Annotated in this window: 18 protein-coding genes and 3 pseudogenes; 14 read left to right on the top strand and 7 right to left on the bottom strand. The window is 64.3% G+C overall.

What is annotated here, in order from left to right; genetic code table 11:
* Window positions 1–191: pseudogene (locus tag P7D22_RS17065) on the top strand (IS3 family transposase); the annotation flags it as partial.
* Window positions 192–468: 277 nt separating this feature from the next.
* Complete coding sequence (locus P7D22_RS17060) at window positions 469–1,629, top strand: DNA cytosine methyltransferase (RefSeq protein WP_319935456.1); 1,161 nt, start codon at window positions 469–471, stop codon at window positions 1,627–1,629.
* Window positions 1,630–1,767: 138 nt separating this feature from the next.
* Here P7D22_RS17060 and P7D22_RS17055 read toward each other — a convergent pair whose 3' ends face one another.
* Window positions 1,768–2,220: a very short patch repair endonuclease gene (locus tag P7D22_RS17055; protein WP_319935455.1), complete on the bottom strand. Its 453-nt coding sequence runs from the start codon at window positions 2,218–2,220 to the stop codon at window positions 1,768–1,770.
* Between the two features lie 140 nt (window positions 2,221–2,360).
* On the opposite strand from P7D22_RS17055, the gene P7D22_RS17050 reads away from it, so the two are divergent.
* From P7D22_RS17050 to P7D22_RS17005, 10 genes and pseudogenes are all read left to right on the top strand, one after another.
* The gene (locus tag P7D22_RS17050; protein WP_319935454.1) at window positions 2,361–3,698 is read left to right on the top strand and encodes an McrB family protein; all 1,338 of its coding nucleotides are present in this window, start codon (window positions 2,361–2,363) and stop codon (window positions 3,696–3,698) included.
* Complete coding sequence (locus tag P7D22_RS17045) at window positions 3,685–4,872, top strand: 5-methylcytosine restriction system specificity protein McrC (RefSeq protein WP_319935453.1); 1,188 nt, start codon at window positions 3,685–3,687, stop codon at window positions 4,870–4,872. Before P7D22_RS17050 ends, P7D22_RS17045 begins: the two co-directional genes overlap by 14 nt.
* 864 nt (window positions 4,873–5,736) lie before the next feature.
* Complete coding sequence (locus P7D22_RS17040; RefSeq protein WP_319935452.1) at window positions 5,737–7,980, top strand: PD-(D/E)XK nuclease family protein; 2,244 nt, start codon at window positions 5,737–5,739, stop codon at window positions 7,978–7,980.
* A 4-nt stretch (window positions 7,981–7,984) separates the two neighbouring features.
* Window positions 7,985–11,218: a UvrD-helicase domain-containing protein gene (locus tag P7D22_RS17035; RefSeq protein WP_319935451.1), complete on the top strand. Its 3,234-nt coding sequence runs from the start codon at window positions 7,985–7,987 to the stop codon at window positions 11,216–11,218.
* Entirely contained in the window at window positions 11,215–11,514 is a 300-nt protein-coding gene (locus P7D22_RS17030) for a hypothetical protein (RefSeq protein WP_319935450.1), read from the top strand. Before P7D22_RS17035 ends, P7D22_RS17030 begins: the two co-directional genes overlap by 4 nt.
* 238 nt (window positions 11,515–11,752) lie before the next feature.
* The gene (locus P7D22_RS17025; RefSeq protein ID WP_319935449.1) at window positions 11,753–12,049 is read left to right on the top strand and encodes a hypothetical protein; all 297 of its coding nucleotides are present in this window, start codon (window positions 11,753–11,755) and stop codon (window positions 12,047–12,049) included.
* Window positions 12,046–12,249 (top strand): hypothetical protein, encoded by a 204-nt coding sequence (locus tag P7D22_RS17020; RefSeq protein ID WP_319935448.1) that lies wholly within the window; start codon window positions 12,046–12,048, stop codon window positions 12,247–12,249. Before P7D22_RS17025 ends, P7D22_RS17020 begins: the two co-directional genes overlap by 4 nt.
* A gap of 490 nt (window positions 12,250–12,739) precedes the next feature.
* Window positions 12,740–13,367: pseudogene (locus P7D22_RS17015) on the top strand (integrase core domain-containing protein); the annotation flags it as partial.
* A gap of 48 nt (window positions 13,368–13,415) precedes the next feature.
* Complete coding sequence (locus tag P7D22_RS17010; RefSeq protein WP_319935457.1) at window positions 13,416–13,646, top strand: LysR substrate-binding domain-containing protein; 231 nt, start codon at window positions 13,416–13,418, stop codon at window positions 13,644–13,646.
* Between the two features lie 158 nt (window positions 13,647–13,804).
* A complete protein-coding gene (locus tag P7D22_RS17005; protein ID WP_319935447.1) occupies window positions 13,805–14,368 on the top strand; it encodes a hypothetical protein in 564 nt (187 codons plus the stop codon).
* A gap of 416 nt (window positions 14,369–14,784) precedes the next feature.
* On the opposite strand, the gene P7D22_RS17000 is transcribed toward P7D22_RS17005, so the two are convergent.
* Window positions 14,785–15,051 carry a hypothetical protein gene (locus tag P7D22_RS17000; protein WP_319935446.1) on the bottom strand — a complete coding sequence of 89 codons (267 nt, stop codon included), beginning with the start codon at window positions 15,049–15,051 and terminating at the stop codon, window positions 14,785–14,787.
* Between the two features lies 1 nt (window position 15,052).
* On the opposite strand from P7D22_RS17000, the pseudogene P7D22_RS16995 reads away from it, so the two are divergent.
* Together P7D22_RS16995 and P7D22_RS16990 are read left to right on the top strand one after the other, a co-directional pair.
* A pseudogene (locus P7D22_RS16995) lies at window positions 15,053–15,537 on the top strand (helix-turn-helix domain-containing protein); the annotation flags it as partial.
* Between the two features lie 78 nt (window positions 15,538–15,615).
* The gene (locus tag P7D22_RS16990; protein WP_319935445.1) at window positions 15,616–16,770 is read left to right on the top strand and encodes a Fic family protein; all 1,155 of its coding nucleotides are present in this window, start codon (window positions 15,616–15,618) and stop codon (window positions 16,768–16,770) included.
* A 317-nt stretch (window positions 16,771–17,087) separates the two neighbouring features.
* On the opposite strand, the gene P7D22_RS16985 is transcribed toward P7D22_RS16990, so the two are convergent.
* The 5 genes from P7D22_RS16985 to P7D22_RS16965 form a co-directional block, all read right to left on the bottom strand.
* Complete coding sequence (locus P7D22_RS16985) at window positions 17,088–18,032, bottom strand: 3'-5' exonuclease (protein ID WP_319935444.1); 945 nt, start codon at window positions 18,030–18,032, stop codon at window positions 17,088–17,090.
* A 156-nt stretch (window positions 18,033–18,188) separates the two neighbouring features.
* Window positions 18,189–18,713, bottom strand: a complete 525-nt coding sequence (locus P7D22_RS16980) for a metallophosphoesterase (protein ID WP_319935443.1) — start codon at window positions 18,711–18,713, stop codon at window positions 18,189–18,191.
* A 371-nt stretch (window positions 18,714–19,084) separates the two neighbouring features.
* Window positions 19,085–19,486: a hypothetical protein gene (locus tag P7D22_RS16975; protein ID WP_319935442.1), complete on the bottom strand. Its 402-nt coding sequence runs from the start codon at window positions 19,484–19,486 to the stop codon at window positions 19,085–19,087.
* 129 nt (window positions 19,487–19,615) lie between these two features.
* On the bottom strand, window positions 19,616–21,835 hold the full coding sequence (locus tag P7D22_RS16970) for an AAA family ATPase (RefSeq protein ID WP_319935441.1): 2,220 nt from the start codon (window positions 21,833–21,835) through the stop codon (window positions 19,616–19,618).
* Between the two features lie 350 nt (window positions 21,836–22,185).
* Window positions 22,186–23,132 (bottom strand): IS630 family transposase gene (locus tag P7D22_RS16965; protein WP_319935440.1). Its coding sequence is split into 2 segments (ribosomal slippage): window positions 22,186–22,796 and window positions 22,796–23,132, totalling 948 coding nucleotides; the frame shifts between segments, so codons are not numbered across the junction.
* Between the last annotated feature and the right edge of the window lie 140 nt (window positions 23,133–23,272).

Raw genomic sequence — 23,272 nt, 5'->3', positions numbered from 1 at the left:
GCCTCTACAAAGCTGAGGTGATCCACCGGCGTGGCCCGTGGCGCAGCTTCGAAGCGGTCGAGTATGCCACCCTCGAGTGGGTCGACTGGTTCAACCATCGCCGACTGCTCGAGCCAATCGGCAACATCCCGCCTGCCGAAGCCGAAGAACTATATTATGCTGCCGCGGACAACATCGATATGGCAGCGTAACTCACAACCCAATGCCTCCGGCAAACCCGGGGCGGTTCAGACGTGACGTGCCTGGCCATGGGAGAGGAGTCGCGGCCTCTGCAGCTCGTCGGATCGAGTGGCCGGTTCATGACGGCCTCCGGCTGGCGATCGGATCAGGGGTCACGGATGCGCCATCACGGATGCGACCTCCCTTCGATATGGCCGCCCCGAACAGGAAAACTGGTCGATTCAAAGTATTTCCTGTCGATGGTCGTCGCCTGCGGTATGCTGGCAATGCGTGTGTTTCGGAGGGTTCATGAAGGCGGTCGGGTTATTTTCGGGAATAGGTGGCCTGGAGGTGGGGTTGGCTCGGTCCGGCCACGAAACCGTCCTGACAAGCGAGATCCTCCCAACGGCCCGTGCCGTCCTGGCCGCCCGGCTACCGCGCGCCGAGCCCTTCGGTGACGTGAGGGAACTCGTCGGCCTTCCTGGAGAGACCTCGCTACTGACCGCCGGCTTCCCGTGCCAAGACCTGAGCCAAGCGGGTATGACGCAGGGCCTCGCAGGCGCGAGGAGTGGCTTGATCGGGGAGGTGTTCCGCCTTGCGGCTGCGTCGAAGGTCAAGTGGCTGCTCATCGAGAACGTGCCATTCATGCTCCAACTGCGGCAGGGCGCTGCCATGCGCACCATCGTGGACGTGCTGGAGGATCTTGGATATCGGTGGGCGTGGCGAGTCGTTGACAGCAACGGGTTCGGGTTGCCGCAGCGGCGTGAACGGGTCTACCTTCTCGCTTCCAACGAAGCCGATCCGGCGGATGTACTCCTTACGGAAGACTCGCCATTCACGCGACCCACCACCTCCCTCGGTCGACTGGCACACGGCTTTTACTGGACAGAGGGACGGGGCGGCCTCGGTTGGGCCGTCGACGCGACTCCGACCCTGAAGAACGGCTCGACCATCGGAATTCCGTCTCCGCCGGCAATTTTGCTTCCCGACGGACGCATCATCAAGCCGGACGTAAGGGACGGGGAGCGCCTGCAGGGATTCGCCGAGGATTGGACGAAGCCTGCCGAGCAGGTAGCGAAGGCGGGACATCGTTGGAGTCTCGTCGGGAGTGCGGTCAGCGTTCCCGTGGCCGCGTGGATCGGTGAGCGCCTAAATCGACCAGGCACCTATGACACGTCGAGGGACGATGCCTTCCCTACTACCGGGACGCTTTCCAAAGCGGCGCGCTTCGACGGCAAACTTCGACATCGTGTGGAGATCGGCCCCGATCCGGTCGGCGAGAAATCATTGCCGCTCGCATCGTTCCTCCGGTACGGGGGCGAGCCTTTGAGCGCCAGGGCGACGGCGGGTTTCCTGTCGCGGACGCGTTCCGCGACGCTCCGCTTCGCACCCGGGTTCATCAATGCGGTGGAGGCGCACCTGGCCCACGTGATCGATTCCGAGCCTGGACGAATGAGGAAGATAGCCTGATGCCCGGGCATGAGCCTACGGTGACCTGATTGGGTTCGGCGGCGTCGCTTTCGCGAAGGTCATCGAGTCCGCCTCGATCGGTGTCAACCGGGGATCGATCCGCCCAGCGGAAAAGACAGCGGTCGACCTTGAAACTGATCACTCGCAAGTCTTGTCGTCACGCTCGCGAGTTTCCAGAGTGCCTCCCGTTTTCAGTTTACGCAGCTTCTCCAGCATGGGCTCGCCCGCGAAGGCCTCGCATTCCCAGACGAGGAGGACACGCAGGCCCTTTCTGCGCAGTTCACGAACATTGCGTGCGTCCCTTCGCCTGTTTGAGGCGAATTTCTTGATCCAGAAGCCCTGGTTTCGCGTCGGCACCGTCCCGCGCTTGCACCGGTGATGGTGCCAGTAACAGCCCTGGACGAAGATCGTCCAACCCTGCCGGCGGTTCACGAAATCGGGGGTTCCCGGCAGTCCCGAGACGTTCTTGCGATAGAAAAGGCCCAAGCTCCTCAAAGCTCCCGCTACGAGCAGTTCAGGAGCCGTTCCCTTCCGACGGATCCGCCGCATCAGTGCTGAGCGAGCCGGATCGGTGGGTAGACCAGAGGGCATCGATGGGGCTCGGTCTTCCATGCTCGAAAGTCACGCTCCGTCGGACTTCGTCGTCCCACCGATCCACCACGGGAAGGAACGGCGCGTCAACGACTTCCGTCTAGCTTCACGACGATCGGCGACAAGAGGCAGGGCGGTGGATGGCGGAAGCCGGAGAGAAGGCGCTTCTCGAACTGGAAGCCATGCTGGCGACCGTCGACTTGAGCGCGACGAGCGTCACCAAGTTCGACGTCGTGAAAGGCTGGATTGCCGAACGGGCCGGACTGCCGATGAGGAAGGTGGCATGCTTCTGGGTAAGCAAGCCGGGTAATTTCGACGTACGCTTCGGGCAGCCCAGCGTCGTCAGGGACAAGCCCACCCTTGGCCTCGCTCTTGTTCCAGCGCTCGGCAAACGCGAAGCCTACCTGCGACCTGCAGAACGACTCGTCGCCAGCGGTCTTTTCGAGGCCATGATCGTGTATGGCCAAACGGAACGGGGCTGGAGCATCCAAGGCTTCTTCGTTCGGCCCGACGTAAGGTTCGACACCACCCTGGGCGGACTCGTTCTCGAAGGAACCCTGGTCGTGGTCGAGGCTGCTCCGGTGCAACGATCGGAACCTCCCTATGGGAACGATCAGTTCGAGGCGGAGACGGGATTGGGATCGGCGATCGCGATCGAATGGCTGGCCCGCCTGAAGCGAAAGGGCCAGATCGTGATCCAGGGCCCGCCAGGAACCGGCAAGACCTGGGTCGCCGAGCGGCTCGGCCGTCTGTTGGTCGGTGACGGCCGAGGCTTCGTCGACACGGTCCAGTTCCATCCAGCCTACGGCTATGAAGACTTCGTGTCCGGCTTGGCTCCGGTCGTGACGTCCGACGGCAGCCTTTCCTACGAGATCCGCCCAGGTCGTTTCATAGATTTCTGCGACCTGGCGCGTGAAGCCTCGGGTGATCCATGCGTGCTCGTGATAGACGAATTCAACCGTGCCGACCTGGCCCGAGTGTTCGGCGAACTCATGTACCTGCTTGAGTACCGTGAACGCCGGATCAGGTTGGCCAACGGCCCCGACGACGGCCGTTTCGCCGTGCCCGCGAACGTCTTCATCATCGCCACAATGAACACCGCCGACAGATCCATCGCACTGATCGACCATGCCCTGAGAAGACGATTCTCCTTCGTTAGGTTGGCGCCGGATTACGGCATCCTGCGCCGTCGCCTCGAACGCGACGGGATCGACTCGGAACCACTAATCTCGATCCTCACGGGACTGAACACTGACATCGCCGATCCCGACTTCGAGATCGGGATATCGTTCTTCATGGGAGGCGGGAAGAACCTTCCCGATCTGATGTCCGCCATTTGGCAGGGGGAGATCGAGCCCTACATTCGCGAGATCATGCACGGCCGCCCCGAGGCCGCAGGACGTTGGTCATGGCAGCCCGTACGCGAGAGACTGCGATCATGGTTCCCCTCGCGAGATCCCGTCGATGGCTCCAGCTAGGGTCATCGAACTCGACGAGCAGGCAGACAGTTTCCTCCCGCATTCGGCGCTCGACCCTTCGGAGGCTCTCGCCATCGCCTCCGATCAACGCTTGCGGGTGGACGTGTCCTGGCCCAGTCCCGCCAACGCCTTCAAATGGGTGCTTCGACCCAGGGGATGGGTCGGGTCATTCATGGTCGCCGAACGGCTCGTCGTCCGGATCAAGCCCAAGACGCCGGTACCGCGCATCTTCGAGTTGCAGCGGATCGCCGGCGGCGACCTGGAACGCGAGCCCGAGTTGGCTCTGGTCCCCGCCGGTACGCTTCAGGATGCGATGGAAGCCGTCGTTCGCGTACTGGTGCGGGCAGTCTCGAACCGGCTCGCTCGCGGATTGCGGAAGGACTACGTCCATGACATCCGCACGGGACAGGTACCCCGAGGCCGACTGAGGCTTCGAGACTCCACCCTGAGATTCGCATCGGGACGCCCATCCCTTTGCTGGGACGAACGGTTTCTCACCGTCGACATCGACGACAATCGCATCTTGGCCTTCACGCTGTTCCAGGTCTCCCGCATCGGCCTTCAGGACAGGAGCCTTGCGACCGATGTCGCTCATGTCCAGCGCCTGTTGGCCATGATGACGTCGCACCGGAGCTACATTCCCGATCGCTGCAGGGGACGCGCGTACGCCGGCGCGGACCAGGATTACGGGGCGCTCCACGCGATGTGCGCTCTCCTCCTCGAAGGGATCGGGCCCACTGCCGACGAGGGAACGGCGCCTTTCCCGCAGTTCGGCTTCGACATGCCGACGATCTTCGAGCGGGCGGTCGCGGCCTTGCTGCGGACGCGATTGCGACCTGGACTTCGGCTCGTCGAGAAGCCGACGCTGTCCCTCGGCGCGGGAATGCGGTTCAGGCCGGACCTCGTGGTCGTGGACGTCGATGGCCGCGCGAAGGCCGTGTTGGACACCAAGTACAAGACCCAACTCGTGGAGTCCGACGTCCAGCAGGCTGTCGCCTACGCCACCGCACTCGACGTGAACAAGGCCTTCCTCATCCATCCGGTGCCGGTCGGACGGGGTTCCATCGAGGCCGGGAGGGTGTCGGTCACGACGTTGACCTTCGACCTTGCGCGCGACCCTTCCACGGCGGCCGACGACCTCGTGGCGGCCATGCGTGCGTCGCTCGTCGCCTGACAATGCCGGGCGATCTCATTAGGAAGACCGCGGGGCTTGATCCGGAGCCCTGAACCGGCAGAGTCCCATCCACGTCAGCCCCTCGACGTCGTGGCTTCTCCTTCTCCTGCCCCGGCATCGATGCGTCCAGCGGGGCACCAGTTAACCAGAACAGCCTTTGCCTTCGGTACAGGCGTTGATGTCGAGACAATTGTGAATATCTAAATATCCATCTGTCGCTCCCTGTCGCATTCTCGCTTCGCCCGTGCACGCATTGCACGCCGGTGCAACGGAGACGCTGAGCGACATTTCGCATGGAGATGCAGACCCATGTCACAACGGAGGAGTCGCCACCTGCGCGAAGGGACGCCAAGCTGCTTTGCTGCCTCGCGGCAAGGGATGCAGGAGGACCGCAGGAGCCATGATGGCGCGAGGTCGAGGCGTTCGAATGCTCGCGTTCGACTTGCCTGTAGCCCGCCCGCCGCGCGCATCGTGTTCGGCTTCGACCTCGTGGGCCGCCCCTTCCCAGAACATGCCGGGCCTGTCCATGGTTCGGTCGATCAGCTGGTCCTGGGCCGCTCAGGGCTCCTCGGCTTCCTAACCCTTCACCTCGGCGTCTCCGTTCGGCCCGTGCCTACGGTCGTACGGGTCGCCACTTGGCTGGCCAAGCTCGACGCAGTGTCCGACGCCCTGAGGTTCTGGTCGGCATCCATCCGCGTGGATCCATGGTCGACCGCGGAATCTACGCTCGCGATGAGGGACAGCTTGGTCGGTGGAGGATGGACCGCGGCGTGCACCCCCCCAGGCACACGCCTCGCGGATCTCGCGGCGGCGGTGCACGCAGGCCCCACCTTGCCGGCAGGCGAGTCGGACCTCCTTCGCTCCGTGATCGAATCGTTGCGATGCAGCCGCTCCATCCCGCTCGACACCGTCGAACTACTCGACGACGTCGACGACATTCCGCCAGGATGGCGAGATCTTTTCTCCGCACTGGCCCAGGCGGGTGTCCGGATCTCGGCGCATCCTTCACGGCCACGCGGGGCGAGAAACAGCGACCTTGGGCGGCTGCAACGCCACCTTTACGTCGGCACGCGTGAGCCGCTGGTCGGTGACGGGAGCCTCGCGGTCGTGCGGGCGAGGACGTCTCTGGATGCCTCAGAGGTCATAGCCGAATGGCTCGCGGCTGGACCTCGGGACAGGCGAGGCACCGTCGTCATAGCGCCATCCGATGCCTTGTCGTTGATCGACGTCGCCGTGGCGCGAAGGGGGATGCCGACCTTCGCGGACTCCAAGCGTGCAGCGCAGCGGGGTGCGCTGCACGTGCTTCCCGCGCTGGTGGCCACGCTCTGGCGCCCCCTCGATGTCGACGCTGTCCTGCGCTTTCTGCAACTGCCCTGCTCGCCCTTGCCCAAGCGAGTTGCCCGCGTCCTTGCCGACTCGCTCGCCCGTGAACCCGGCCTCGGGGGGCCGGTCTGGGGCGACGCCTGGGATCTTCTCAAGAGAGAGGAGGCCGCCGCTCCATCCGGAAGCGGCAATCGAGGCGCGCTTGCATGGCGGGAGTGGATCGACTTCGCCCGATTCGATCGGTACCCCGGAATTCCAAGGGACGAGGTCGTTGCCATTTGTGGCATGGTTGGCAACTGGGCATTACCGAATGGCGACACCACCGGTTCAAGGCGTGAAGCGGCGGAAATGGCTGCAGCTTTGACCGCTGCCGTATCCGTGCTCGATCGAACGCATCTATCAGCATCCCTGATCGAGAGAATGGCAGTAGCCGCCGCGAGCGGCGCTGCAACGCCTTCCCGACAGGCAGAGGCTTCCCACGACCGCGCTGTCCCGCTCCCTGGCGCCCTTTGGGCAAGGGCGGGAACCGTCGTCTGGTGGCACCGCTCCACGACGCTGTCGCCGTCGGACACTTCGCCGTGGACCCCCGACGAACGAGCGCTGCTGGAAGCAGTTGGCTGCCGCATGCCGGACTCCGTGGCAGAGCGGCGCCGCGCCGCCCGACAAACGCTCCAGGCCGTCTTCAATGCAGGGAGGCGGCTCGTCCTCGTGGAGGTCGTCATCGACGCCGGTGAGGATGGCGGATCCCATGCGGTCCGTGCCTTGGCAACGCCCCTGTTCCAAGATGCCCCAATCGAGTTCGACGCCACTTCCGCCCTGCGAAGCGAAAGGTCGATCCTCGCCGGCCATGACATCGTCCGGGTCCGAGAACCAACGCGACGGCTTGCAGAAGCGAGGGATTGTTGGACGGTGCCCTTGGGGCTGGCCTCGGTGATCGAACGTCGGGTGGAAAGCGCGACGACGCTCGACGACCTGGCCCGCTGTCCGTTGCGATGGCTGCTGGGCCGAGTCGCGGGGCTGAAGCCAAGTGGAGACAGGGTAGCACCGGCCACGGAGCGACTGATCGGCGACCTCGCCCATGCGGTCGCAAGCTCGTGTTTCGAGGCTGGCAAAGTCCCTGACCCAAGATCTGTCAGGGTCTCGGCTCAGGCAGCCTTGGATCGGCTTGTCGTCGAAATCGCCGCCCCTCTCCGGCTACCCGAGGCGACCGCCGCCCTGGCGTTCGCCGCCGCGAGGATCCCAAGTTCGATGGAATCGCTCGCCAGAATACTCGCCGACCGCGGGGCGACGGTTCTGGGAACCGAAATAGACCGAAACGGGGCATTCGGGCACGTGGATGTCAGGGGTCGCATCGACATGGTCGTGAGCCAGGCATGCGGCGCGCTGGCGATCATCGACCTGAAGTGGACGACCGCTCCCGGCTTTCGTCGCGACGAGATATCCTCGGGCCGCGCCGTCCAGCTCGCCACCTACAGGCAGCTCCTGGTGGCAGGAGGGAACGTACACGCAGGCTACTACCTGATCCGACAGGAGAAGCTCATCGGCGCTGACGACTTGAGCCTGGCGACTGAGCACGTGTCGGCGAACGGGTCGCTCGATGAAACTTGGCGCAGCGTGGCATCCGACAGGGCTGCCGTCCTCGCGGCCGCATGGTCAGGTGGCCATGTGGCCGCGGCGAGCGACGCATTTCGCGGTTCCGAACGGGCGGCATCCCGCCGTGGCGACCAACGCTCGCCCTGTCGTTTCTGCAACCTGCGCGTGATCTGCAGGGTTCCGAAGGAGTGATGAAGTGAGTGCAGCCACCCTGAATCGCGTGGACACGGTGCTGGCCTCGGCGGGCACGGGCAAGACGACTTTCCTCGTTCGCAGCATCGCCGACGCGATAGGGAACGGCATGGCGCCCGAGCGCATCATAGCCACGACCTTCACGCGAAAGGCAGCCGGAGAACTGGCCAGCAGGCTGACGGTGCACTTGGCACTCGAGGCGGGACCCGAGGCGTCCGCTCAGGCCGCAAGCGTGCGGGTGGGCACAATCAATGCCGTGTGCGGGCACCTCTGCAGGGAGTTCGCCTTGCAGCTCGGGATTTCGCCCGATGTGAGAGTGGTCGACGAGGAGCATGCCCGACGGCTCTTCCATGTCGCTGCCGGCCCGGCGATGGCGTCAGCGGCTCCGGACATGAACGTGTTGGCCGAGGCGTTCGGCCTTCGAGACCGGAATGTGGACTGGCGCGAGCAGATCTTCCAGATCGTCACGCTGGCTCGGGCGAACGGCATCGGGGCCGGTGAATTGGGCAAGTCAGCGCTGCTCTCCATCGAAGGCCTCCTTGCGCTCCTGCCGAATCCGAAGAACGACGGTGCGCATCTCGACGCCTGCCTTAACGCCCAGATCGAGAGGAGCATGAAACAGACTGGCATGGACAAGCTCAGGGCAGGCAGCCGCCCGGCGGCGGAGAGCCTGCGCGAAGCAGGCGTCACGATGGGGAACGGCAAGCCCCTGTCCTGGCCGGCATGGGCCAGCCTAGCCGTTCCGGGTACAGCCAAGTCGGACGAAGCGCTGTTCGCAGGCGTGGCGCTCGCGGCTTCTGTGCATGGTGGTCACCCGCGCCTCCATGCCGACCTCACGCGGTACGTGTCCTTGGCCTTCCACTGCGCAGCGGAAGCGCTCGACGCCTACGATCGACTGAAGCGAGACAGGGGGCTCCTGGATTTCACGGACCAGGAAACGCTCGCTCTAAAGGCGCTCCGTGATCCAGCCAACCTCGCGGCCCTGGAAGAGCGCTTGGGCTTGGTGCTCGTCGACGAGATGCAGGATTCCAGCCCCATGCAGATCAGCCTCATGCTCGCGATGGCCTCGGCCGCGGATCGAAGCATCTGGGTGGGGGACCCGAAGCAGAGCATCTTCGCCTTCAGGGCCACTGACGCGACGCTGACACTCGCCGCCGGGCGTGGCGCAGCCCGGGCGTCCGGCGGCGACATCGGAACGCTTTCGACATCCTGGAGGAGCAGGCCTGGGATCCGTTCTTTCGTCGCGGACTGCTTCGTTCCCGGCTTCGAGGCACTTGGCCTTGCAAGGGGCGAGATCGCGTTCTCCGAAGGTGGCAGGAAGGAGCGCGAGGGCAGGGCCCCACCGATCTCGGTCTGGCGCACCTTCCAGCGCGGCAAGCAGGCCCAGGCCGCAGCGGTAGTCGGCGGCATCGTCGCGGCATTGGCCGCGCCGGCGGCTTGGCCGGTGGAATCGAACGGAGTGGATCGGGATCTGCGCCCCGAGGACGTCGCCTTGCTCTGCCGAAGCAACGAGGACGTCAAGGCACTGATGCTGGCGTTGGCTGCGGTCGGGATCCCGACCGCGTCCAGCGGCAACGGTCTTTTCGAAACGCCGGAAGGCCAGCTCGCGCGCGCGGCGTTCCGTTGGGCTTGGGACCGAAACGACAGGCTTGCCCTGGCCGAGTTGGCCCGGTTGGCAGGACCCTCGGAGCGCGATGCCGCATGGCTCGACGCCCTCGGCACGGATGATCCGACGGCGGCTCTCGCCGCACTCGTGCCCTTCGCCCGTGACTTGGATGACCTGCGGGAGCCGTTGATCCACATGTCGCTTTCCGAGGCGGTCGACACGGTGCTGCTCGCTGGTGGCATTCACGACGCCGTGGCGCGTTGGCAGTCGACGACGAATGGCTCGTCCCTGCTTGAGGCCGTCCGAGGCCTCGTGCCGGAATACGTGTCCAGGTGCGGCCTCGACCTCCGTCCCGTGACGCTCGGCGGCTTCTGCGCCTGGATCGCCCAGGACGACTTCCCGCAGCCAGGGGCCGGATCCGGCGCCGTCCACGTCCTCACGTACCATGCCGCGAAGGGCCTCGAGTGGCCATTGGTCGTGTGTTGCCAACTCGATGTGCCGCCTCGGGTCTCGCTCTTCGCCCCGACGGCCGAGACCTCGGCCGAAGGCGACTGGCGCGATCCGCTGGCGGATCGTTGGATAAGGTTCTGGCCATGGCCATACGGTCGCCGTTCCAAGGGCATTCCCCTCGACGCGTGCGCGCTTGGAAGCGACGTGGGCCGGATCGCCGGCCGGCGCGCGCGGGAAGAGGCATTGCGGCTGCTCTACGTCGGTTTCACCCGCGCCCGTGACCACTTGGTTCTAATCACATGTCCTGACACACAGGATCAGTGGCTGCGCACGTTGGACGTCGGATCCGACCACTTGGTGCCGCCCCCCGCCGCCGGCGAAGGGCGAATCCTGGTCGCGGAACGGATCCATCCCATCCGCAGCATGGACGTGGCTCCCGCGCCTTCCAGCGAGCGCTTGAGGACGGAGTGGACATGGTCGTCGACCACCCTGGCGAAGCGCTTGTTCGAACCGCTTCGCATCGCTCCAAGCACCGCAGGGAACACGGGCCGTCTGAGAGCCTTGTCGCGGCACGAACTCGGGCCGCGGGTGCGGCTGAGGCAGGCAGGGAACATGGGACAACTCGGTTCGGCATTGCATGCGTTCATCGCGTCGGACAGGATGGGAGACTCCCGAACTTGGCGCGAAGGTTCCGCAGCGCGGCTGCTCACGGAATGGCAGGTGCCCCATTGCCTCGGTCCGGAGGACTTGGTCTGCATGGCCGACCGCCTGTGGCAGTGGATCGACGTGCGCTTCCCCAACGTGACGGTCAGGCGGGAAGTCGCGGTGAATGCCTCGGCAGGCGCACGGACGATCGTCGGCCGTCTCGACCTCATGCTCCAGGGCGACGGGTGGTTCGTGGTCATGGACCACAAGGTATTTCCTGGGCTGACTAGCCTTTGGGACGCGCGCCCCCAAGAGCATGCCGCCCAGTTGGCCCTCTATGCCAGGGCGGTTCGATCGGCGACGGGTCTGGAGTGCAACGGCACGTTCCTGCACCTTCCTCTGGGTGGGGTGATGTTGGAAGTCGCCGTCGGCCAGCCGGTACGGCGTCGGACCCAGCCTCGCAGAGGGGCTGCGACGGTCGTGGCGAGACCGCTGCAGTCCTTCCGCTGCGCTGCTCCGGGCAGCCGCCCGGTTTGACCCTTGCCGCCGGCGCTCGTGGCTCGACGAACCTGAAGCACCTACCGCTCGCCTGGCGGAATTCGAAGCGCTTCTACTTCGGCCTTGTGGTCGCCCCGCATCCCGTATTCCCATGCACCATGGTGCCCGGCGTGGGAGATGCCCTGGAACGGGCCAAGGCCACCATGGCCGAGACGTTCCGGAGCCGGGCCTTGGTGGAGCGGGTGGAGAACGTCGAACTCCCCGGCCTCGACGCGGCGAATCAGTCGTCAGGCGGAAAACCCGTCAATGACGCGCGCTCACGAAAGCGGGCGTAGGTTCCAGGGCCGAGATCCGGTACGGCATGAAGGCCAGGATCATGGAAACATCGTGCCTGCATCGCCCGGGGCATCGAGCGGGGCCCGAGATGCTGGTCGAAGCGGCTCACGACGTGGAGGAGGCACGACCGTGCAAGCGGGCCTTCATGGCCACGCTCCGTGCTGCCCGTTAACATGGCGAGCGCCTGCCTGACGCCATCGTGGCCGCGATGAAATCGCGGGTTGAGAGGAAGATAGCGTGACGGACGGCATGCCCCGCATCATGACCACCCGTCTGGCGGTCGCAGCCGCGTTCCGATCGGCATCGCGGCGCCACCACGTCTCCCATGTCAGCATCGGCTATCTGCTGGAGTGCTGGGCATGCGAAAGGACGTCCACGGAGGCGCTCGCGTGGCCGGGGCCGCCACGGGACATCGACGAGGGTATTCGGCGGCGCGAAGCCTGCACGGCTGCGATACGAGAATCGAAGCGGCAGGGCGACCCGCTGCCTGGCGAAATCCTGCAATGCATGGTCGAGTGGAGCTGGAACCGATGAGTGACGGATATCGGCCGGAGCCGCAGCACGTCAGCCGAGTCGCCGTCCGGCTGGCGGAGCAGCTTCAGGCATACCACGATCCCGATTGGGACTTCCGCGATCCGGTCAACCGCCTTCTGGTGTGGCGGGCCGCGAGCCGTGTCGCGGAGGCCGAGGGCCGGGAGATCGCCGCCATCCTGCAAAGAGGGGTACAACCATGAGCCCTGCAAGGATCCTGACATTCATCCTCGCCTTTGGTGTGGTCTTGCGATCCTGGGCATGGCCGCCGAGACCTGGGCCAAGTTCTTATCCGAGCCAAGATGACGGCTGACGCCATCGTCTTGGCTCATCGTCGACCGGCGTATTCGCGTCGGGAAGGCAGCCGGATTGAAGGTCTACGCTGCGATATTAATCGACAGCGTCGCCTTGAAGGGCCATGTGGTCGGGAGCCGCTCGACGGTCTTCTCCACTACGAGGTCACCACCGAGTTGCAGACATCCTACCGTGTGATGGGGGCATCGATCTAGAACGGGGTCTTTCCAACCCGACGACAGATCCATCCAATCAACCGATGTCCGGTAGACGTGGTGCCGCGCGCCTCGGTGAACGCGTTCAAAGCGACTTACGTATCGATCACTGAAATGGCTCGGGAGAACAATGTTCACCCGGGCCGGGTCATAAAAGCGGTGCATGATGCGGGATTGGAATCGGTCTTTGATCCGGCCCGAGCACCGCGATCACGTGTGGTCCTACGACCTCATTGAAGACCGCCCCTCCGCTGCCACTCCACACAGCTTCGCTGTGCGGAGCCTCTGGCAGGCTCCGCCCATGACGGTCGCAAGTTCCGGATGCTCAACGTGGTCGACGAATTTACCCGGGAATACCTAGCCATCCGGGTCGCCCGCAAACTGAAGGCCGTCGACGTCATTGATTTGCTTTCCGACCTGTTCATCCTGCGCGGCGTGCCGGGCCACGCCCGTTCCGACAACGGCCCCGAGTTTGTCGCCCAAGCCGTGCGGGACTGGATCAAGGCGGTCGGTGCCAAGACCGCCTACATCGCCCCGGGCAGTCCTTGGGAGAACGGCTAGGTCGAGTCGTTCAATGCCCGCCTCCGGGACGAACTCCTCGACGGCGAGATTTCTACTCGCACCGCGAAGCCCAGGTCGTCATCGAGAGCTGGCGTCGGCACTACAACACGGCGCGGCCACACAGCTCAATCGATTACAGGCCACCAGCGCCGGAGGTGTTTGTGCCTGCCTTCGCCGCATGACCGGCTGCGCAACCCCGACCAGCTCCGCCGGCCATGCTCACGCTAGCGCCAAGACCGACCCTGAACTAACATTTAACCCGGATCACCCGATGAGGGCAGACCACGCCCGCGGCGACGATCGTTCACGACCTCGCCTCGCAGATCGATCTGGCCGTGAGGGGCCTCGGCATCCTCAGCGCGCCGGCCACGAGCGTTTCGGACCACCTCAAGGCTGGAACGCTGGTGCGGGTCTTGCCAAACTGGTCCTCCCCGATGGAGGCGCTCTTCCTTTACTTTCCGAGCCGCCGCCACCAATCGGCGGCGTTGCGCGCCTTCGTGGCGTTCCTGAAGCAGCGCGCCCATCAGTAAGGACCAAATGGCTTGCTCCCCTCGGGACCGCCGTCTCATATCCGCGCAGCATGGATACCGGCGTCAAACCGACGCGAGTAATCATAAGGTAACATTCTGAAGTCAGAAATCGACCCGATCTCAAGGCCATAGATCAAATTCCGATCGGGAGGAAGCGGATGTCGTTCAACATCGAGACAGTGGCGGGGAATTTCGTCGGCGACTTCAAAGTAGGCGACAACTTAGTCTATAATACCCAGCTACTCTGCGATCTCGTTCAAGCCAACGAAGCAGGCCGGTTCAACAAGCCGATAGTCCTGCAAGTCGGGGCCATCCTGGAAGCAGCGCTGTCGGAGATCATCTACCGTGCGCAAAAGAACAACCGGGAAGGCGTTCCGGACATGTCCGAGGCGGACCGCAGGGAAATCGAAGGAAAGAAGATTGACAAGTTCAATTCGGTCATCGACGTCATGCGCAAGTATCGCGTTCTGGACCGACTTGGGGGTGGCGTCTACGGGGACCTGCATACGCTCAGACGATACCGCAACAAGGTACATATCCAAGACGACGTCGAGGGCGCGTCCCGCGACGAGGCGGAGGTGTTCGTCGACGCGTTGCGGGACTGGGCCCTCGACCTCAATTCACGAGTCCTGCGCTACCTCGGCGAAAACCTCATGCGACCCCCACACATCCGCCGTTACGTTGCCGACCTGCCGATACCGGTGAGAGCGAACAGGGCGTGAGTTCTTGGACCGTGTTTCGCGAACACCCTCGCACTGCCCTTCATCCAGAACTCGCGTAATCAATGGTGGCAGGAACGCTGGAGGAGACGGGAAGGCCCGTCTGCGACGACAGAACCAGTTTCGAGGACGCCGTCGGCAGCGGGTCGGCATGGCCCCAAAATCGGACCACCGCACGCACGTAGCGCGCCAGTCGATATCGCGGATGCGCATGAGTTCGCTTTGAGATGGAGGACATCTGGCGATGTCGACGTACTCGGACGGATCGTAGATCCAGCGGGCAGGCGCCAGGACGCGCAATCGTTCGCATGAGAGGCCCTCCCCATGGCGTACCACATTGCCGACGAGCAGTAGCTCCGCCAGGAAGGCGTCGAGGCCCAGGGTGGCCAAATTGAGGCCCGCGTGCATCGCGCCGAGCTTCAAAAGGATTTCGTATCGAGCGTTCCTGCTCGAGCGTTCCTGCCGCCTCGCGGCGCGGCAACGTCCGAGACGACCGCGCGCACCCAGGCGCTGAGCTGGCGTTCGAATGCCGCCTCCAAAATCAGCGCGAAAGCTTCCGCCGCTCCGTTGGCAGTGTAATTGTCGACCTGCGCCTCGGCTAGAGCTGCTGCCTTTCGGACTGAGTCGACCGAGGTAGCGGTCAGACAGCCGCTGTGATTCCATAGTGTCCTGACCACGGAGGGCATGATGGCACGAGCCTTGTCTCTGGACTTGCGCGAGCGAGTGGTCGCCGCCATCGAGGCGGGTGCTTCGTGCAAACAGGCGGCGGAGCGGTTCGGGGTCGCCAAGGCGAGCGCGATCCGCTGGCACGCGCGGTTTCGGGCCGAGGGCGAGATCGCCGCCAAACCGATGGGCGGCGACCGGCACTCGCATCGGATCGAAGCGCATGCTGCTGCCATCCTGCAGGCCTGCGCGGCACGGCCGTCGATCTATCTGCGCGAGGTGAAGGACGCGCTGGAAGAGAACGGGGCCACGGCGAGCCTGAGCGGGCTGTCGCGCTTCTTCCGACGCCACGGCATCACACGGAAAAAGGGGATCTGCACGCCGCCGAGCAAGGCCGTCCGGACGTGATGGAGGCGCGCGCGGCGTGGTTCGAGGGGCAGCTCGACCTCGACCCCGAGCGCGTCGTGTTCCTGGACGAAACGGCGACCGCCACCAACATGGAGCGGCGCACCAAAGCATACTTTGCAAGCCGAGATGGCGCCGGACGGAGACCTGGGGTAAAGTGCTAGGCTATAATAGCTTGCGGGATGGTTATGGTTTCGGGCTTCTACAAGACGGAGATGGGGGTCAGGTGCTTTCACCCATCGACGCCTCGATCTCCCTCTGAGAAGGATGTAATCGACCTCGTCGAGCGTGCCGCCGATGCCGTGAGGCGTTTCGACCAGAGCCTCGCAACATGGAAGGAGCCAAGCGTTGTGGGTCGCTTGTTCGCCCGGTTGGATGCTGTCAGTTCCGCCGGTGCGGAAGGCTCGACCACCACCTTCACGGACCTGCTTGAATACGAGTCTTCGCTCAAGTCGGCCCCGGACGTGGCGGATGCTGCATCTGTGGCCGCCCTCGTGGAGGCGACGGAGGAAGCCGCCGACCATAGCCTGCCCGTGACTTGCCGGCGGCTGCATCGACGCCTTTTCGAGCGGGGCTCGCCGTTACAAGCCTCAGACGCGGGGGAGTGGAAAGCACGGCCGAACCGGACGATGGACCCCGACTCGCCGGGCGGCATGTTCGCCTACGCAGCTCCGTCGTCGGTCACTGCCCTGCTCGACGAGTGGCAGCGGCTCGTCATGGACAACGATGGCGGTGTGCACGAAGTGGCGCGCCAATGTCTCGGGCATTGGATGTTCGAGCACATTCACCCGTTCCGGGACGGCAACGGTCGGGTCGGACGGCTGCTTGTTCCCGTCGTCCTCCGACGCAAGGGGGTCACTCGGGCCACCAGCGCCTTCGTCTCGGAAGGCGTCTACTTCGACAAGCAACTCTACGTGGAGGCGCTCAAGGGCGCCCGCATCTCCGGCGACATGCTGGGGTGGACGAGGCTGATGCTCGGCTTCATGGCTCAGGGGGCAGAGGCGAACCTCGGGAGATTGCAGCGGCTGGCGGCGATCGAGACGGAATGGCGGGACGTCACAGGGTGCTTTCGGTCCGATGGGGCGATCCACAGGATCGTGCCCTTCGCGCTCACCCGCCCGGCCTTCACGATCACGGACGCCACGCGGGTGTTGGGCGGAACCTTCGCGTCGGTCAACAACGCCGTTGCAAAGCTGGTCGACCTTGGCCTTCTATCGGAGGCAACGGGCGGCCGGCGGGACCGGTTGTTCCACGCGCCTGCGGTCCTGGATGTGTTCGACTGGTTCCGTGTGCCCAGGCCGACGGAGGACGAAATAAATGGTCCAGGCGGACCCTGAGACCCGTTCATGCAGATGGAAGAGAACGCGCGTTGAAGGTGTGAGCCCCAAGCGATCTGGGCTGTCGGCTGGCCCTCTCGGACGAGGTCAGAACGAAGTCATGCATCAGGAAGAAGGTCGCCGCGGCGGCGATGCGGGAGATCCGGCGGCTTCCCCCGACGGGTGGAAGGTCACGGCCATTCTGGGGCTTGTCGGCGAGTGAGCGGTGCGTCGGTCGGAATGCACCGATAGGTCCTTGAACGTGCGTCCAGCCTCTCGAGCGCATGATCGACGCCAAGTCGGCAGGCAGGATCGCAGGTGTACGGCTTGGGCTGGGCTCAGCCCGATGCAAGCCACGAGCGCGGCGAGTGCCGATCTGTCGTGGATATTTCGCGCAACGGCAGATCCACATGCCGGCCATAGACTTCGTCACACAGGCGGCGAGCTTCTTCGTGCGCTTCGCTCCAGTCGCTGAAATCCTTGTACCACGATTTGGGACCGCCCTTTTCGCCGGAGTTCCATCTGTACCCGGACGCTTTCAACCCTTCCTTGCCTGCGTATGGAGCACCGAGGGCCCAGAGCCTGACGTTCGGCTGGTCGATCCGGGCAAGCAGGACATCCAACACGGTGCGGCCTGACCTGGGCAGTAGGCGGCCCAAGATCTCGACCCCCGCCCAGCAGTCGTCCAACCCCCTGTGGGCGGTGTAGAAGAAGCCAAAGGACGCCGCCACCGCCTCCAGGCCGGCCGACTTGAGGCCTTCCTCCTTCCATGGCACATCCTGGTGCGAACAGGCCCAACGCAGCTCCCGAAAGACCGGAAAGACCTTTTCCAGGAAGCTGCGGTCGAACGCAGCGTTGTGCGCCAGGACCAGTGAGGATCTCCCCAGCCACGATGGCAGGTCAGCCGCCGTCATGGTCTTCCCCCGCACTGCGTCGTCGTCGATACCGGTGAGGGCGGTGATCGCCGGTGGGATGGGGCTTGAGGGCTGCAGCAAGCCCGAGAAAGGAACGTGAGTCGCAAGCACCTCGCCGGCAAGACTGTAGGAGAAGGGCACCATGGCCACCTCGATGATCTCATCGACATCGGCCCTCAATCCGGTGGTTTCCACGTCCACGAACACGCCAAGTTGCGAACCGACATGCCCGAGGAAGTCGACCGGGGTAGCCGGTTCGATCCGCCGAAGTATCTTGAATCGGCCGGTGCGCTCGAGTCGCAATGCCTGGTTTTCCATCTCGTCCTCATGCGGTTCGTGGATCGCTTTAGTCTTCGTCATCGAGTGCATGATGAAGCTCCAGTCCGGTGGATTTCCGAGAAGATGGTCGGCGTCCGAGCATCCGAGCCGTCGAGCCGTCGAGCCGGGCGTGCGCCGCGTGGCATTGGGCTGTCCTGTCGAGATGACGCGGATTCGACTAGGTCGACGGTCGGGGATGGCTGCAACTCACCCGTGTTCCGGATCGGCGTAGGCCGGAAGGTTGCCCAGGTGCTCCCGAATTTCTTCGATCGATGCAGGCCTGAAATCCCAGGCATCCACCCCGACGTCCAGCGACAGGGAATTGCCGGGTAGCTTGCCATGCGAATGGCCATAGAGGTGGATCGCACCGTGGTGTAAGCCGGGCCAGACGCGGAGACCGTAGTGGCACATCACGATGCGTTTGCCGGCCGACTGCACGACGGCGAGGTGAACCGGGGGGGCGCTCCAGGGAAGCGCGAGCGTCGCTCCGTTGTCGTGGTTGCCGATCACGAGCCGCTTCCTGCCGTTGAGCCGGTCGAAGATCTCCCTCTTGAGATCCCCGCCGCCACGAAATCCGAAGTCGCCAAGGTGCCAAACTTCGTCATGCCGCCCGACGGCCCTGTTCCAGCGATTGACCATCGTCTCGTTCATCTCGTCGACGTCGGCGAATGGCCTCGCGCACAGTTCAATGATCGCCCTGTGTCCGAAATGATGGTCCGAGGTGAAAAACATCGGCGTTCTCCCGCATCGAGCTTATCGGCTGCCCCAAAATGCCCGCCCAGCCGCGAAGCGACACGCGACGACCGACGTCGCACATGGGCGGGGTGGATCAATGTAGATCCGACATTTAAGACGTGGACATCTGAAGAGGTACATTCCGCCGACCGAACGACATTGCCGGATCCGTCGACGTTGCTTGCAGGCCCGCAAAAGGCATTGCGGCGTTACAGACATAACGGGAGACGGAGCCGAGCCTCTTGAACTGCATCCGCCTGGCCAACCGTCCGTCTGGCTTGCTGAGTGGATCTCAGGCGAGTTTCAGCGCTGCGCCGCCCACCGTTGCAAATGGTGGCCAGCGGCTCCCGCCCTCAAGGACATTCCCGTCAGCGGATCGGCTCGATGCCAAGGGAGTTGATGATGTCTTCCCATTCAGCCTGGCCAATTCCTTCGTCCGGCTCGAGCACTGCACAGATGGAGAAGGGATTTCGGACTTTCGTCACGCTGCGCATCATCCGAGTGGGCGGCAATTCGGCGGGAACGCCGACGCCGAATGCCTGCCGCTTCTCGATCGGCTTGGACGGGAGTTGCAGCCGCAGCCTTGCCTCGGCCTCGCTGCCCACGAGGCACCGTCGCTCGGCAACCCTGGACGTCAGGGAGCGCGATGAGGGCAGCTTGGCAAGTCGCTGCCGCAGGACTTCGGCTCTGCTCGCGGTTGGCCTGCGGTTCGTGGGCTGCGGCAGCCTCACTCCCGTGTCACCTTTGAAGACTTCGTTCTCGTGCAACATGACTTGCTCCAAAACTCGGGAAGGGGTTCGGCTGGAAAAGCTGGGGATAAACGATCTTGCGTGGCCTTGATGGAACCGCTGAGGCTGGGGAGACGATGAAGCAGGGTCGCACGGAGCGGGCAGGGAACCTCAGCCCCGACCGCGCCGCTCTGTGTCCTTTCGGAAAGGGGAACGCCGCTTGGGACGGACGTAGGGACCTGCGAGATGCAGGCGCGGACGACTGAACGACGGATGCACGGCTTTCGGATTGCGGTTGCATCCGGCGTTGCCTGACGCGGCGACGCCAAGCAGTCCTTCACGCGGTGGCAATTGAAGGGGAAAGGCGGGGGGGCCGAAGGAGCCTTCGGCCCCCCTGTCGACTTGCGGCGTCGCCATGTGTCCGTGTCGGGGTGGCATCCCGAAGCGATGCAGGCCCGCTCGGACTTGCTCCCCCGACATCACGCGGGCCGTCGTCAGCGATCGCGCCAGCCATTCGACGGCACGCCGGTGAGTGCGCAGCAGGTCGAGAGCCTCGGAATAAAGTCGGGATATTTCCATGTCGACCTGGCGACGGAATTCCGAATCTTGGCCGAGCAGGATCCCGACCTCGTCCGGATGAGCGCGAAACGAGAGTGTCTCACCGAGGCCATAGGAAGCATGCAGGCCGGCGATCACCCGCGTGACTTGCCCTATGTCCGACTCCGCGGTGCCGCCGTGTCCGACGGAGCGGGAACCCAGGACGACGTCTTCGGCCGCCGCCCCGGAAAGGGCCACCATGGCCCAGCTTTCAAGATCCGCCCGCGTCGGCAGCTTGGGGAGCGATGCCTGGACGTAGGACACCTCGCCAGCCGAGCCGAGTCGCTCGACGACCCTTACCGTGTCGATGAGGAAGCCTGTCGCGCATGCCGCGACGGCATGCCCCGCCTCGTGGATCGCGCACCTCAGCCGATCCGCCTCCGACCACGATGAATCCGAGAAGAGGCATTCCATGAGGTCGGGGACGGAAACCTCGCGGCCGGCGACCCCGGCGCGCCTGCGGGCGTTTCGAACCAGGGCCGCGAGGTCAGCGCCGCTCATTCCGGCGGTCGCCAAGGCAGCGGAGGAAAGATCCACGCCTTCGAGTTGGCCGTCGAGGTGCGTGCGGATGATCGCCTCCCGTTCGACGGCCTTCTCGGGAAATCCCACGTGGATGACCGTCTCCAGACGGCCCGGCCTGATCAAGGCAGTGTCCAGCTGCGCCGCATGGTTCGTCGTTCCCACGATGATCAGGTTCCGCGTCACACCCGACGTCGCGCTGTCCAGGCAGGTGAGGACGTACGTGATCACCGGAGTCCACCAATCGCGCCCCCGAGCGTCCATGGTGGCGCGATTAGGCAAGGCGTCCAGCTCGTCGACGAGCACGACGGCCGTGCCCAGGGCCCGAGCGGTCTCCCATACCTTCGCTATCTCCTTTATGACGCTGTCCAGGTGGCCCGGCGAATCGGCGAACCACGATCCGACGGACGTGGCGACAAGCGGGAGCTTCGAGGTGCGAGCGAGGCTGCGCACCAGGGTGGTCTTGCCCGTGCCCGGCGGCCCCGCGAAAACCGCCCGACAATTCGTGGGAAAGGGTGCGCTCCCTCGTTTCCAGGCGTCGAGATCGGCGATCAGCGTTGTGCACCAATCCATGGCCGCTCCATAGCCGTGCAGTCGATCGAGGGTGGGAACGCCTTCGAGCGTGGCGTCCACGACCGTTTTGGAAGCCGTCGCACTGGCAAGGCGTCGCATGCATTCCGCCGGTGTCGAGTCTGGGCGAATGCACGCGACGATGTCGTTGAAGTTCAGGCCTTGGGCCAAGGATTCCGGGGCTCCTCGGGGACGCCGGCCGGTCACCATCGTCACCACCGCCTTGATCACCTGATCGCTTGGGCGTGCAATCGTGACCGTGTGATCGGCGGCGGCAAGCAGGCACGAGGGAAGGTCGCGGGCCGGGTTGTCCGACACGCCGAGCACGCGATGACCTTGCGAAAGTGCCTTGACGATCGCCGAGGCGCTTTCCTCTTTCTTGGCGGGACGGACCTCCCTCGAGGCCAGGACCATGTCCCAGCGCGAAATGGCTCGTGCGGCCTTCGCCATCGGCTCGATCCACTCGTTGGAAGGCACATGGATCAAGAGCGCGGAAATGCGCGGCGCGTTCGCCCGCAGGGCTCGTGCTTGATGCCGAGTCAAGGAAGCAAGCAGCGCGAGTTTCGGAAGGACCTCGTCCGCGGCCGTTTTGGCGGCTTCCTTCCGCCCAGTGGCCATTTCCGCGCCCGTGGCCTTCAGGCCTTCGGACTCGTCTTCCATCGTCGGGTCGAAGAAATCTTCGGGTTTGTCAGCAGAAGGGCACATTCGAATGCTCCATCAATGCAGCGGTGGAGAACAGTGAAATAGGCAGGACCGGCGATTGTCAAATATCTAGATATCTACTAGTCGCGCGAACCGGTCCCACGCCGGTTTCGTAAGTCGATTTGAAACGGCAAACATTGCAGTCATTCCAGGTACTTGTCTTTCATTAACTACAATTTCAGTTCCGCCGTCGCTGCGTCGGCCGCTTGTCGCATGGCGCGACCTGGATGTTGCATTTCAACCTGTCGGCATCGATTTCGTGAACCGCCCGGGACTCTTGCGGGTGCCGATGCACAGGGGAGGTGGACGCTTGCGCCCCGGTGAAAGTGGCCTCAGTCTAGAGCTGAATCCGATCAGGTTGCATCATAGCCTGCGGCGGCGAAGTAGTTTGCGCATTCGCTCGGCGGGAACAGATCGATAAGGCGCCCGATTGCGGTCCACAGGCCATTGACGGTTCGCTCGGCGGCCTTGCGGAGCAGCGACTTGAGCTTGGCGAAGGCGTTCTCGATAGGATTGAAGTCGGGGCTGTAGGGCGGGAGGTACAGCAGGCGTGCTCCTGCAGCCTCAATCATCTCGCCGACCCTTGGCCCTTTGTGGCCGGGCAGATTGTCCATGACGACGATGTCGCCTCTGCGCAACTCGGGGACGAGGATCTTGGCCACGTAGGTCTCGAAGGCGTCCCGGTTGATCGGGCCGTCGATGACAAAAGGTGCGATGAAGCCCCGTAACGTAAGGGCGCCCACAAAGGTGGTCGTCTTCCAATGGCCGTGCGGGACGCTGACACGGAGGCGCTCGCCCCGGAGGCAGCGCCCATAGGGACGTGCCATATTGGTTTTTGCCCAGGTCTCGTCGATGAAGACCAGGCGCTCAGGATCGAGATCAAGTTGCCCGGCGAACCAGGCTTCGCGCCGGCTCACGATGTCGGGACGGTTCTGCTCACTGGCGTGGGCAGTCTTTTTTTGCGCGTGATCCCGTGGCGCCGGAAGAAGCGCTGGAGCGTGCCGAAGCCGAACACGAGACCCTGCTCGGCGAGACGGCTGCGCATTTCCTGGATCGTGCGGTCGCGGTCGGGGCCGCGCGCCGCCAGGACGGTCTCGGCGTGAGCCTCAATGTGATGAGACTTGCGATCACCACCCAAGGCTTTCGGCCGGGCATCACCCTGCTCGCGCTCACGCGTTCGCCACCGGCTGACACTCGCCGCACTTACCCCAAAACGCTCACCTGCGGCCCGGTGGGTCATGCCGCCGGCGACCGCGGCCAGAACTCGTACCCGAAGGTCAAACGACGGAGCTGTTGACATGTCCGCCAGCCTCCAGCCCGGCAGACAGGCTGAATCACCTCACAGCCGATTTGGGAATCACGATTCACTCAGACAGGGTTCCGCTCTAGGAACTGTGGACTCTAATAGGTTTTGTGGCGTGAGAGACTGTGATTCAAGGC

This window comes from Lichenihabitans sp. Uapishka_5 (assembly GCF_033947565.1).
Classification (GTDB): Bacteria; Pseudomonadota; Alphaproteobacteria; order Rhizobiales; family Beijerinckiaceae; genus Lichenihabitans.
This window is presented reverse-complemented; position numbering and strand designations above follow the sequence as displayed.